General features: G+C 72.0%; 2 protein-coding genes. Both read left to right on the forward strand.

What is annotated here, in order from left to right:
• Positions 1-125 precede the first annotated feature (125 nt).
• On the forward strand, positions 126-13,787 hold the full coding sequence (locus tag QC180_RS27090; protein WP_278265666.1) for an amino acid adenylation domain-containing protein: 13,662 nt from the start codon (positions 126-128) through the stop codon (positions 13,785-13,787).
• Positions 13,784-14,773, forward strand: coding sequence for an ATP-binding cassette domain-containing protein (locus tag QC180_RS27095; RefSeq protein ID WP_278265667.1), 990 nt, complete (start codon positions 13,784-13,786; stop codon positions 14,771-14,773). Before QC180_RS27090 ends, QC180_RS27095 begins: the two co-directional genes overlap by 4 nt.
• Positions 14,774-14,780 lie beyond the last annotated feature (7 nt).

Here is a 14,780-nt window from a genome sequence, read left to right on the forward strand (position 1 = left end):
CACCTCGGTAGCCATCCGGCTGCCGGAGTACTCCGAATCATGGGCGTGGAAAAGCCACGCCCTGGGCCTTCTCGTGCCCGGGCGCTGCTCGGGGAGTCGTGACACAAGGCAGAACGGAGTGCTTGATGAGTTCAGTGGCCACCGACCGCGTCAGCTCATGCGTCACCGACGGGGATGTCGGCCAACCGTTCGCCCTCTCACCCGGCCAGACAGCGCTCTGGTACGCGCAACGGATCAGGCCCGACATCCCGCTCACCATCGCCCACTACGTCGAGCTGCACGGCGATCTCGACGTCGGCAGGCTGCTCTACGCCGTGGAGCGCTACGGCGCCGAATCCCAGGTGGGACACGTCCGCCTACTCGAGGTCGACGGGGTACCCCACCAGCGGGTGGACCCCACCTGGCGGCCCGGCTGGGCTCGGATCGACCTTCGCGGCGAACCCGACCCCCGGGCCGCCGCACTGCGCTGGATGAACGAACACGCCAGCACCCCGATCGATATGGAACGCGAACCGCTCACCATCAACGTCGTGTTGCGGATCGGTGACACGGACTGGTTCTGGTACGAACGCGGTCACCACATCGTGATCGACGGTTACGGCGCGATGAACGCGCTCACCCGCACCGCCGAGATCTACACCGCCGTCGGCGAGCAGTGCGAACCGTCGGTCTCCCGCGCCGCCGCGCTGGTCGACCTCTACGCCGACGAGTCCCGCTACCGCGAGTCGAGCCGCTTCCGCGCCGATCGGGAATACTGGATGCAGCAGCTCGCCGGAGTCGGCGAGCCGATGACGCTGTCCTCGGTGACGGCCGCGGGCGACACCCACGATCCGGGCAGGCACCGCGCGACCGCGGTGCTGGCGCCCGAGGTCGACACCCTGCTCACCGACGCGATCGCCACGCACAGCTCGGCCAACTCCGCGCTCATCGTCGCCGCGCTGGCCGCCTACGTCCGCTCGGTCACCGGCGATCCCGATGTGGTGCTGAGCCTTCCGGTCTCGGCGCGCACTACCGTCGCGCTGCGGCGCTCCGCCGGTGTGGTGTCCAACGTGGTGCCGCTGCGGGTGCGTTTCGACGCGCACACCACCGTCGCCGACGTGGTGCGCCAGACCGAACTGCAGATCACCGGCGCCCTGCGCCACCAGCGCTACCGCTCCGACGACATCCGCCGCGACTGCGGCTACTCGCGCGACGCGCGTGGCTTCTTCGGCCCGATGGTCAACATCATGCTCTTCCACGACGAGCTGAAGTTCGACGACATGGCCGGGCAGCTGCACGTGCTGGCCACCGGCCCGGTCGAGGACCTCTCGATCAACATCTACAACGGCGACGGCGGGCGCATCCAACTCGACTTCGAGGCCAACCCCAAGCTCTACGGCGAGTCCGAGGTCGCCGCCCACCACGACCGCTACCTGGACTTCCTGGCCCGTTTCCTGGCCGCCGATCCGGACACCCCCGCCCGGGAGCTGTCCGCGATCACCGCCGCCGAGCGGACCAGGGTGCTGCGCACCTGGAACGCCACCGAGATGCCGGTGCCCCCGGCCACCCTGGTCTCGCTGTTCGAGGACCAGGTGCGGCGCAGTCCGCACGCCGTCGCGCTCGAATTCGGTGACCGCGCCATCGGTTACACCGAATTCGGCGACCGGGTGAACCAGCTCGCGCGCGAACTCATCGCGCGCGGCGCCGGTCCGGAGACCACCGTCGGCCTGTGCCTGCACCGCAGCATCGAGATGGTCATCGGCATGTACGCGGTGCTGGCGACCGGCGCCGCCTACCTGCCGCTGGACCCCGAGCACCCGGTCGACCGCGTCGAGGCCGTACTCACCCAGGCCCGACCGGTGTTCGTGCTGACCGCCGCCCGCGACGGGGTGCGGCTGCCCGCGGGCGCCACGCGCCTGGATCTGGACACCCTCGACGTCACCGGCCACAGCATCGCCGCGATCACCGACACCGACCGGCTCGCCCCGCTGCGGGCCGACCAGCTCGCCTACGTCATCTTCACCTCCGGGTCCACCGGCAGGCCCAAGGGCGTCGGCGTCACCCACGCCGCGATCGCCAACCGGCTGCGCTGGATGCAGGCCGAATACACCCTCGACCACACCGACGCGGTGCTGCAGAAGACCCCGGCCACCTTCGACGTGTCGGTGTGGGAGTTCTTCTGGCCGTTGCAGGTGGGCGCCCGGCTCGTCGTCGCCGCGCCCGACGGGCACCGCGACCCGGCCTACCTGGCCCGCATCATCACCGAGAAGTCCGTCACCACCGCGCATTTCGTGCCGTCAATGCTGTCGCTGTTCGTCACCGATCCGCGGGTGCGTGGCGGGGCGGGACTGCGGCGGGTGTTCTGCAGTGGTGAGGCGCTGCCCGGCGCCACCGTCGCCGATTTCCACGCCGCCCTGCACGGGCCCGCCGGGGGACCGGAACTGCACAACCTCTACGGGCCCACCGAGGCCGCCGTCGACGTCACCTACTGGCCGTGCCCGGCCGAGGCGACCACGGTGCCGATCGGTTCGCCGGTCTGGAACACCCAGACCTATGTTCTGGACGCGCAGCTGCGCCCGGTGCCGCCCGGCGTCGTCGGTGAGCTGTACCTGGCGGGCGTGCAGCTGGCGCGCGGTTATCTCGATCGCCCCGATCTCACCGCCGACCGGTTCGTGGCCAACCCGTTCACCCCCGGCACCCGGATGTACCGCACCGGTGACCTGGCTCGATGGCAGGTCGAGACCGGCGTGCTGGAATACCTGGGGCGCACCGACTTCCAGGTCAAGATCCGCGGCCTGCGCATCGAACTCGGCGAGATCGAATCCGCGCTGCTCGCCCAGGACGGCATCGCCCGCGCGGTCTGCGTCGCCAGGACGAGCCGCACCGGCGAGGACGAACTGGTGGCCTATGTCGTCGCGGCCGCGGACGCCCCGGCGCCCGATGTCGCCGCGCTGCTGTCCGGGCTGCGGCGGGGACTGCCGTCCTACATGGTGCCCTCGGCGCTGGTCGTGCTCGACGAACTGCCGCTGAGCGCCAACGGCAAGGTCGACCGCAAGGCCCTGCCCGCTCCGGCCGCCGGGGTGCGGCTCACCACCGGCGCCGCCGCACCGCAGACCGAGCTGGAATGCGCGCTGGCCGAGATCTTCACCGAGGTCCTCGCCCTGGACGGCACCGAGATCGGGGTGGAGGACAGTTTCTTCGACCTCGGCGGCAACTCGCTGATCGCCGCGCGCGCGGTGGCTCGGATCAACACCACCCTCGACGCCGACGTCACCATCCGCAACCTGTTCGAGGCGTCCACCATCGCCACACTGGCCGCCTACATCAGCACCCACCGGCCCGAAACCTCGACGCCGAAACTGGTGCCGGTACACCGGCCCGAACGCGTCCCGCTCTCGCTGGCTCAGCAGCGACTGTGGATCCTGAACCGGTTCGCCGAACACGCCGCCGCCTACAATATGCCGCTGGCCCTGCGCCTGACCGGGCCGCTGGATCTCGGTGCGCTGCGCGCCGGACTCCGTGACGTGCTCGACCGGCACGAGAGCCTGCGCACCAGCTTCCCCGAGGGGCCCGAGGGCCCCTACCAGCAGATCCAGCCCGCCGTGAGCATCGACCTCGCGCCGATCGACGCCATCGCCGCCGATGTCCCCGCGCTCGCCGCCGAGGTCGCCGGTCGCGGTTTCGACCTGCGCACCGAGACCCCGCTGCGGGTGGCGCTGTATCGGCTCGGCGTAGACGATCACCTGCTGCTGGTGGTGCTGCACCACATCAGTGGTGATGGCTGGTCGGTCGCCCCGCTCGCCCGCGACCTGATGGTGGCGGTGAGCGCCCGCGCCGGGGGCGCCGCGCCGCAGTGGACCCCGCTGCCCGTGCAGTACGCCGACTTCGCGCTGTGGCAGCGCGAACTGCTCGGTGCCGAAACCGATCCCGAGGCGCCGCTGGGCAAACAGCTCGGCCACTGGCGTCAGGCGCTGGCCGGACTGCCCGACCAGCTCGACCTGCCGCTGGACCGCCCGCGTCCGCTCCAGCGCACCACCGGCGGTGACACCGTCGCCTTCACCATCGACGCCGAGATCCGGCGCGCGGCGGGCGATCTCGCCACCGCGCACGGGGTCAGCATGTTCATGGTGCTGCACGCCGCGCTGGCCACGCTGCTGTCGCGGCTGTGCGCGAGCACCGATGTCACCGTGGGCACGCCGATCGCCGGGCGCTCCGATCCGGCGCTCGACGAGCTGGTCGGTATGTTCGTCAACACCCTGGTGCTGCGCACCGAGGTCGACCCGGCGGCGGGCTTCGACCGCATGCTGGCCCAGGTCCGCGACACCGATCTGGACGCCTTCGCCAACCCCGACGTGCCGTTCGAGCGACTGGTCGAACTGGTCAACCCGGAGCGCTCCACCGCGCGGCACCCGCTGTTCCAGGTGATGCTGTCCTACGACCGCACCCCGGAACTGCGCATCGAACTGCCCGGTGTGGCCGCCGAACTCGTGCCGCTCGACACCGGGGTCGCCAAGTTCGACCTGCAGCTCGAGGTGCGCGACAACCACGACGACGGGCCACTGGAGGCCGAATTCGGTTTCGCCACCGACGTTTTCGATCGCGCCACGGTCGAGTCGATCGCACGCCGTTTCACCGCCCTGCTGACCGCGGTGATCGCCGACCCGGCCACCCCGGTCGGTGATCTGGACCTGCTCGACCGCAGGGAGATCGCCCGGCTGGTGCCCATCGCGGGTGCGCCCGCGGAACCGGCGGGCACCCTGGCGCGGCTGTTCGGCGACACCGCCCAGCGCCTGGCCGACGCCGTCGCCGTGCGCTACCTCGGCTTCGACACCACCTACCGAGAACTCGACGAACGCTCGAACCGCTTGGCGCGCAGCCTGATCGCGCACGGTGCGGGCCCCGAGGCCGTGATCGCGGTGGCCCTGCCGCGCGGCCTCGAATCGATCGTCGCCATCTGGGCGGTCGCCAAGACCGGCGCCGCCTACGTGCCCGTCGACCCGGCCTACCCGGCCGAGCGCATCGCGCACATGATCGGCGATTCCGGTGCGGTGCTCGGGCTCACCCTGCCCGAGCACCTCGCCGCCCTGCCCACCACCACCGGCAAGCACCGTCGCGCGCCGGAATGGCTGGTCTTCGGTACCGCCGACTTCGAATCCGACTGCGCCAGCCGCTCGGCGGGCCCGGTGACCGACGCCGACCGCAGGCATCCGATGCGGCCGGGGCAGCCCGCCTACCTCATCTACACCTCGGGCTCGACCGGCACGCCCAAGGCCGTCGTGGTGACCCACGCCGGTATCGCCTCGCTGGCCAGCGAGCAGACCCAGCTGTTCAAGGTGAGCGACGCCTCGCGCACCATGCACTTCTCCTCGCCGAGCTTCGACGCCTCGGTGCTGGAACTGCTGCTCGGCTTCGCGGCGGGCGCCACCATCGTGGTGGCCCCGGCCGACCTCTACGGCGGCGCGGAACTGGCCGCGTTCCTGCGCTCGGAACGCATCACCCACGCCTTCATCACCCCGGCCGCGCTGGCCACCGTGCCCGCGGGGGACTTCCCGGAGCTGGGCACGGTGATCGTCGGTGGCGATGCCTGCTCGGACGAACTGGTCACCACCTGGGCGGGCCGGTACCGGATGCACAACATGTACGGCCCGTCGGAGGCGACCGTCGCGGTCACCGCCAGCGCGGCCATGGTGCCGGGGGAGCCGGTGCCGCTGGGCGGGCCGGTGCGCGGCATACGGCTGTTCGTGCTCGACGCGCGATTGCATCCGGTGCCGCCGGGCACGCCGGGCGAACTGTACGTCTCGGGGCCCGGTCTGGCCCGCGGCTACCTGGGCAAGCTCGCGCTCACCGCGCAGCGGTTCGTCGCCAACCCGCACGGCCGGGTGGGCGAGCGGATGTACCGCACCGGTGACCTGGTGGTCGCCGACGGCACCGGCCGCTTGCGCTTCCTCGGCCGCGCCGACGACCAGATCAAGATCCGCGGCTTCCGTGTGGAACTGCGCGAGATCGACCACGTCCTGCGGGAGCACCCGGGCGTGCGCTCGGCGCTGACGCTGGTGCACGTCGACGAGCAGGGTCAGCAGCGGCTGGCCTCGTACGTCACCGTCGACGGCCCGGTCGACCCGGCCGCCGTGCTCGACACCGCGCGCGGCAGGCTACCCGGCTACATGGTGCCCGCAGCCCTGACGGTGCTCGACCGGATGCCGGTGACGCCCGCGGGCAAACTGGACCGCAAGGCCCTGCCCGCACCGGAATTCGCCGCCACCGGTGGCTCGCGCGCCCCGCGCACGCACCTGGAGATGCGGGTCGCGGCCGTCTTCACCGAGGTCCTCGGCCGTCCTGTCCCCGGCGCCGAGGACAGCTTCTTCGACATCGGCGGCAACTCGCTGCTGGCCACCCGGTTGGCCGCGGCCCTGCACGCGGACTTCGAGGTGGACCTGCCGGTGCGGCAGATCTTCGACGCGCCCACCGTGGCGGGCATCGCCGCCCTGATCGCGGAAGCGCCCCGGACGCAGCGGGTGGCGCTGGCGGTACACACCCCGCGCCCGGGACGCATACCACTGTCGCTGCCGCAGCAGCGGCTGTGGTTCCTCAACCGATTGTCCCCCGAATCCAGTGCCTACAACATCGCGTTCGTCTTGCGAATCGGCGGAGATCTGGACGTCAGCGCCCTGCGCGCCGCGCTCACCGACCTGGTGGCCCGGCACGAAGTGCTGCGCACGGTCTTCCCGGAGGACCTGTCCGGCGCCCAACAGGTGGTACTGCCGCTGGCACAGGCGATGCCCGTCGTCGAGGCCGTCGACACCGACGCCGAGGGCGCCCGCGACGCGCTGACCACCTTGGCGCGCACCGGGTTCGACCTCACCCGCCAGACCCCGCTGCGGATCTCGTTGCAGCGCACCGCCGCCGACGAACACCTGCTCGGTGTCGTCGTGCACCACATCGCCGCCGACGGCTGGTCGCTCGGCCCGCTCACCCGTGACCTCGCGGTGGCCTATGTCGCCAGGGCCGCCGGGTCGGCCCCGCTGCGTGAGCCACTGCCGGTGCAGTACGCCGACTTCAGCCTGTGGCAGCGAGCCGTGCTCGGCGCCGAGGACGACCCGGAGAGCATCGCCGCCACCCAGGCCGCGTACTGGCGCGAGGCCCTGGCCGAGCTGCCCGACGAGCTGCCGTTGCCGTTCGACCGGCCCCGCCCCGCCGAGCCGGTCGGCGAGGCGGGCACGGTGCGCTGCGCGGTCACCGCACCGCTGCAGGAGGCCATGGAGGAACTCGCCTCCCGCACCGGCGTCAGCCTGTTCATGGTGGTGCGTTCGGCGCTGGCGGTGCTGCTGCGCGGGGTCACCGGCGGCCGCGACATCCCCATCGGCACCCCGGTGGCCGGGCGTACCGACGTGCAGCTCGACGAGCTGGTCGGCATGTTCGTCAACACCCTGGTGCTGCGCTCCGACGTCGATCCCGACCGCGGCTTCGTCGATCTGCTGCACGCCGATCGCGACACCGAGCTGGCCGCGCTGGCCCACGCCGACCTGCCGTTCGAGCGGGTCGTCGACGCGCTCGGCCGCGACAGCAGGGCCAGCAACCGGCATCCGCTGTTCCAGGTCGCGTTGAGCATGCAGGACGACCGGACCCCGGAGCTGGAACTGCCCGGCCTGCGGCTGAGCGCCGAGGAACTCGACATCGCGCGCGCCAAGTTCGACCTGGAGCTGCGGGTCGCGCCCGGCGACGAGGACGGGCGGCGCTACGAATTCGTCTACGCCGCCGAGCTTTTCGACGAGGCCACGATCGCGACGCTGGCCGAGCGGTTCGTGGGCATCCTCACCCAGGTGACCGCCGATCCGCGGCAGTTGGTGCGCGATCTCGATCCGCTGACGGTCACCGAACACCGCACCCTGGTGCCCGCGCAGGGTCCGGCCATGGTGACCCCGATGGTGTTGTCCGACATCGTCGAACGCGCCGCCACGCTGTTCCCGGACCGGCCCGCGCTGCGCTGGTTCGCGGGCGGCAGTGTCGCGGGGGAGATCGGCGAACTCGACTACGCCGACGTCGCCCACCGGGCGCACCGGCTGGGCCGGGCGCTCATCGCGCGCGGCATCGGCACCGGCGACCGCGTCGCGGTCGGGCTCACCCGCTCGCTGGACTGCGCGCTGGCGATCTTCGGTGTGGCCTCCAGCGGTGCGGCGTTCGTGCCCGTCGACCCGCGCTACCCGGCCGACCGGGTGCGGCACATGCTCACCGACTCCGGTGCCCGCGCGGTTCTCACCAGCAGCGCCGACGCCGACGCGCTGCGCGAGGCCGCCGGTCCGCTCGACACGCAGTGGCTGCTCATGGACGACGACGCCCTGCACGCCGAACTGGCCGGATACCCCGGGGCGCCGATCACCGACGCCGAGCGGGTACGCCCGGTGCGTCCGGCCGATCTGGCGTACCAGATCTACACCTCCGGTTCGACCGGCCTGCCCAAGGGCGTCACCGTCACCCACAGCGGTCTGGTGAGCCTGGCGCTGGACCTGCGCGAGCGCATGGGGCTGGACCGTTTCTCGAAGACGTTCTTCTTCTCCACCCCGAGTTTCGACGTCTCGGTGCTGGACATGCTGCTCGCGGTCTACTCCGGCGCCGAGATGGTGATCGGCCCGATCGACATCTACGGCGGCGACGAACTCGGCGCGCTGCTCGATCGCGAGAACGTGACCCACACCTTCCTCACCCCGGCCGTGCTGGCCTCCATCGATGCCAGGCGGTGGCCGCTGCCGCACCTGCGCGGACTGATGGCCGGTGGCGAGGCGGTGCCGCCGGACCTGGTGGAGAACTGGGCGCCGGGGCGGCGGTTCGTCAACGCGTACGGGCCCACCGAGTTCACCGTCATCGCGGCCATGTCCGAACTGCGCGTGGGTGTTCCGGTGACCATCGGTACGCCGGTGCGCGGCTCGCGCGCCCTCGTCCTCGACGAGCGGCTGCGTCCGGTCGTCGTCGGGGTGCCCGGTGAGCTCTACATCGGTGGCGCGGGCATCGCCCAGGGCTACCACCAGCGCCTCGGCCTCACCGCCGGACGTTTCGTCGCCGATCCGTTCGGTCCGGCGGGCAGCCGCATGTACCGCACCGGTGACGTCGTGCGCTGGACGCCCGAGGGCGAGCTGGACTACCTCGGCCGCAGCGACCACCAGGTGAAGGTGCGCGGCTTCCGGATCGAGCTCGGCGAGATCAGCGCCGTGCTCGGCAGCCACCCGGAGGTCCGCTTCGCCCACACCGAGGTGCGCCGCATCGCGGGCGACGACCGGATCGTGGCCTGGGTCCAGCTCGCCGACGGCACCGACCCGACCGAACTGGCCGACGTGCGCAATCACGCGGCGGCGCGGCTGGCCGGGCACATGGTGCCCGCCGCGCTCACCCTGCTGGATCGGGTGCCGCTGACACCGGTCGGCAAGCTGGACCGGACCGCGTTGCCCGAGCCGGAGTTCACCACCGCCGCCGGCCGCGCGCCGCGAACCGAATCCGAGCGGCTGGTGGCCCGGGTGATCGGGGAACTGGTCGGCGTCACCGAGGTCTCGGCCACCGACAGCTTCTTCGACGTCGGCGGCAACTCGCTGCTGGCCACCCAGCTGGTGGCTCGGCTGGCCGCGGCCAGCAATGTGCGCCTCGAGGTGCGCACGGTGTTCGCCGCGCCGACCGTCGCGGAACTGGCCGCGCTGATCGAATCCGGTCCGTCCGGGGACGACGGCCGTCCCGAGCTGGTGCGGCGGCCGCGGCCGGAGCGGATTCCGCTGTCGGCGGCCCAGCACCGGCTGTGGTTCCTCAACCGGTTCAACGCCGGGGCCGCGGGCGAGGGTCAGTCGGCGGGCGCCTACAACATCCCGGTCGTGCTGCGCCTGCATGGCACCGTCGACCTCGATGCGCTCATCGCCGCTTTGCACACGGTGCAACGACGGCACGAGACGCTGCGCACGGTCTTCCCGGAGAACGCGGGGGAGCCCGAGCAGCTGGTGCTCGAGCCGGAGGTCGCGGCCGTGACCCTGTTCCACGCCACCGCCGCGCCGCACGAGGTGGACAGCGCCGTCACCCGGTTCGCCACCCCCGGTTTCGACCTGGCGGCCACGGTCCCGATGCGGGCCGCGCTGATCACCGTCGATCACACCGGGCTGCCGGTGCCCGCCCAGGCCAAACTGGCCGTGGCCGGGTCCAAGGAGCATGTGCTGGTGCTGGTCGTGCACCACATCGCGATGGACGGCTGGTCGCTCGAACCGCTGGCCGCCGAGGTGGCCGCCGCGTACCGGGGCATCCGGGCGGGCGAGCCGTTCGGCGCCGAGATCCCGGAGATCCAGTACGCCGACTACACGCTGTGGCAGCGCGAGCTGCTCGGCACCGAGGACGACCCCGACGCGCTGATCAGCAAGCAGCTCACGCACTGGCGCGAAGTGCTCGACGGTCTGCCCGAACTGCTGTCGGTACCCGCCGACCGCTCACGCCCGCCGGTGCCCTCCTACCGGGGCGGCACCGTGGACTGCGCGGTCGACGCCGCCACCCACCGGGCGCTGCGCAGCATCGCCACCACCAACAACGTCAGCATGTTCATGGTGCTGCACGCCGCGCTGGCGGTCCTGCTGCACCGCGTCACCGGCACCGACGACATCGCGGTCGGCACCGCGAGCGCGGGCCGCGGCCATCCCGCGCTCGACGCGATGATCGGCATGTTCGTCAACACGTTGGTGCTGCGCACCGCGGTCGCCGACGACCAGGCCTTCGTCGACCTGCTGCGCACCGTCCGCGACGGCGATCTCGATGCCTTCGCCCACGCCGATCTGCCCTTCGAACGGCTCGTCGAGGTGATCAACCCGGCCCGGTCGCAGGCGCATCACCCGCTGTTCCAGGTGATGCTCTCGGTCCGCAACACCCCGGTCCGGATGCTGGAGCTGCCGGGTCTGCGGATCGAGGCGGTCGACACCGACGCCGGTATCGCCAAGTTCGACCTGCAGTTCACCTTCCAGGAGATCCAGACCGCCGACCGCGTCGGTGACGGCATCGCCCTGTCGGTGAACTACGCGGCCGACCTGTTCGACGAGGTCACCGCGCGCAGGCTCGGCGACCGGCTGGTCCGACTGCTCACCGCGGTGGCCGCCGACCCGAACACCGCCGTCGGCGACCTGGCCCTGCTCGACGCCGTCGAATGGACCGCGCTGGCACCGGTGCACGGCGCCCGGGGTGATCGTCCGGTCACCCTGCCCGTGGTGTTCGGTGCCGCCGTGGCCCGGTCGCGCGACGGGGTGGCGCTGAGCGCGGGCGACACCGTGGTCACCTACGACGCCCTCGACCGCTGGACCAACCGGTTGGCCCGCGTCCTCATCGGTCACGGCATCGGCCCGGAAAGCCTGGTGGCCCTGGGCATTCCGCGCTCGGTGGAATCGGTGGCGACCATGCTCGCGGTCGCCAAGGCCGGTGCGGCGTTCGTGCCGGTCGACCCGAACTACCCGCCGCAGCGGATCAGCCACATGCTCACCGACTCCGGCGCGGCGCTCGGGCTCACCCTGCTCGCGCACCGCGACCGGCTGCCCGGCGACACCCGCTGGCTGGTCCTCGACGACCCACACACCAGGGCCACCGTGCTGGGCACCGACGATTCGCCGGTCACCGACGCCGACCGGATCCGGCCGCTGCGCCTGGCCAACCCGGCCTACGTCGTCTACACCTCCGGCTCGACCGGCACACCCAAGGGCGTGGTCGTCACCCACGGCGGCCTGTCGAACTTCGCCGCCGAGACCGCCGACCGCTACGACGTGCGCCCGGGCAGCCGGATCCTGCACTTCGCCACTCCGAGCTTCGACGGCGCCCAGCTCGACATCCTCTTCGCCCTCGGTGGCGCCGCGACTCTGGTGATCGCCCCGGCCGGGGTGGTCGGCGGCGAGGACCTGCGCCAGCTGTTCATCCGGGAGCGGATCACCCACGCGTTCATCACCACCGCCGCGCTGGGCACCGTCGACCCGGCGGGCGTGCACTCGCTCGCGCACGTCCTCGTCGGCGGCGAGGCGCTACCGCCGGACCTGCTCGCCCGCTGGGCGCCGGGCCGCAACTTCTACAACGTCTACGGCCCCACCGAGACGACCATCGTCACGTTGATGCCGCAGCCGATGAGCCCGCAGGGTCCGATCACCATCGGCGGCCCGATCCGTGGCGTCGCCGCCACCGTCCTCGACCGGCGCCTGCACCCCACCCCGATCGGGGTGACGGGCGAACTGCAACTGGCCGGTTCGGCGCTGGCCCGTGGCTACCACAACCGGCCGGGGCTGACCGCGCAGCGGTTCGTCGCCGACCCGTACGGTGCTCCGGGCGAGCGCATGTACCGCACCGGTGACCTGGTGCGGTGGCGGGCGGGCGCGAGCTCGGCGCTGGACGTGGAGTACGTCGGACGCACCGACCACCAGGTGAAGGTGCGCGGGTTCCGGATCGAACTCGGCGAGATCGACGTCGCGTTCGGCAGGCACCCCGAGGTCGAATTCGCCCTCACCATCGGGCACACCACCTCGGCCGGGGTCACCGCGCTGGTGTCCTATGTCAAGGCGCGGGCGGGGGCGGCGCCGACGGTGGCCGAGCTGACCGAGCACGTGGGCGCGCACGTGCCCAACTACATGGTCCCGCAGGTGATCATGCCGATCGACGAGGTGCCGCTCAACCCGGTCGGCAAGCTCGACCGGGCCCGGCTGCCCGAGCCGGTGTTCAGCGCCGCCGAGGGGTACCGTGCGCCGGTCACCCCGGCCGAGGTGGCGCTGTGCGCGGTGTTCGCCGAGGTGCTCGGGCTCGAGCGGGTCGGCGCCGACGACGGCTTCTTCGAACTCGGCGGCAACTCGCTGCTGGCCACGAAGGTCGTCGCCGCCCTGCGTGATCGCGGCTACGACATGCCGGTGCAGTTGATGTTCGGCGACGCCAGCCCGGCGGGCATCGCCGCGCGGCTCGACTCCGGCGACGCGGCCGCGGTGATGGCCGCGGCCACCGGACCGGTGCTGCCGCTGCGCCCGTCGACCGGCCCGCACGACACCCCGCTGTTCTGCGTGCACCCGGCGATCGGCCTGTCCTGGTGCTACGCGGGCCTGCTCGCGCACCTGGCCCCGCAGCGCCCGCTCTACGGCCTGCAGGCCCCGCACGTCTCCGGAGACGACAGCTTCACCTCGATCCCCGAGGCCGCGGGACACTATGTCGCCCACATCAAGTCGATCCAGCCGCACGGTCCCTACCATCTGCTCGGCTGGTCGCTCGGCGGCCTGATCGCGCAGGAGGTGGCGGTCCAACTGCAGGAGATGGGCGAGGACGTCGCGCTGCTGGCCATGCTCGACAGCTACCAGCTCGGCGACCGCTGGCTCGACACCGCGCTGCCCAGCGTGGCCGACATCCTCGGCGAGTTCGGTGCCGACCTGCTCGACGGGGCACCCCTGCCCGCCGATCTGGACCTGCGCGAAGCGGCGGATCTGCTGCGGTCCCAGCCGGGCCCGTTCGCCGCGCTGTCGGTGGAGAACCTGCAGCGGCTCTACACCGGCTACGCCGACGGCACGGTGATGGCCAACAAGTTCCGTCCCCGCCTCTACGACGGTGACCTGCTGTTCTTCACCGCGGCGGCGGACGAGATCAACGCCGCCGACCCCGGCCGCCGCGCCGAGGCGTGGCAGCCGTTCGTCACCGGCAACATCCACAACCACGACCTGCCCTGCAGGCACGCGGCGATGACCACTCCGGAATCGCTGGCGGCGATCGGCCCCGTGCTGCATCGCCACCTCGACGCGGTCCCGGAGATCACCGTGTGCGGCGGCGGCCAGAAGGAGATGCGTCCGTGAGTTTGGCGGTAGAAGTGCGTGGCCTGGCCAAGAGTTACGGCAAGGTGCGCGTACTGAAGGAGATCGACCTGGAGATCCCGGCGGGGACCGTCCTCGGCCTGCTCGGACCCAATGGCGCGGGCAAGACGACGACCGTGCGGATCGTCACCACCCTGCTACGGCCCGACGCCGGGACGATCCGCGTCGCCGGGGTCGACGTGCTGGCCGACCCGGCCACCGCGCGCACCCGCATCGGGCTCTCGGGCCAGTACGCGGCGGTCGACGCGAACCTCACCGGCTACGAGAACCTGCGCATGGTGGCACGCCTGTACGGCATGTCGCAGAAGCAGGCCGTGGCCAGGGTCGAGGAACTGCTCACCGCGTTCGGCCTGGACTACGCGGCGGGCCGACGCGCGGGCACCTACTCCGGCGGCATGGCCCGGCGCCTGGACCTGGCGGGCGCGCTGGTGGCCCGGCCGCCGGTGGTGGTGCTCGACGAGCCGACCACCGGCCTGGACCCGCGCGGTCGGCTCGACATGTGGAAGGTGATCGGCGACCTCGTCGACGACGGCACCACCGTGCTGCTCACCACCCAGTACCTCGAGGAAGCCGACCTGCTCGCCGACCGGATCACCGTGATCGACAAGGGCGGGGTGATCGCGCGCGGCTCGGCCGACGAACTCAAGACCTCCATCGGCGGCGACCGGCTCACCGTCACCCTCGCCGCCGGACAGAGCCCCTGGCCCGCGGTGTCGGTGCTGCAGCAGGTCGGCGTGGGTGAGCCGATCCACGAACCGGGCACCGACGAGGTCTCGGTGGTCGTCGGCAACGGCTCGCGCACCATGGTCGAGGCGCTGCGCCGCCTCGACGACGCGGGCGTGTGCGTCCTCGACGCCAATGTCGTGCGGCCCACCCTCGATGACGTGTTCCTGTCCCTCACCGGAACCCCGGCCGCGCCGCTCCCGGAACCCGAAACCGACGATGTGCAAGAGGAGATCCTCTCGTGAGTGCCCC

The sequence above is a fragment of the Nocardia anocheti genome (genome assembly GCF_029675105.1).
In the GTDB taxonomy this organism is placed as follows: domain Bacteria; phylum Actinomycetota; class Actinomycetes; order Mycobacteriales; family Mycobacteriaceae; genus Nocardia.

What these genes read in the sequence shown, in the direction of transcription:
- QC180_RS27090 (WP_278265666.1), top strand. Translation starts at nt 126, where the DNA reads ATGAGTTCAGTGGCCACCGACCGCGTCAGCTCATGCGTCACCGACGGG.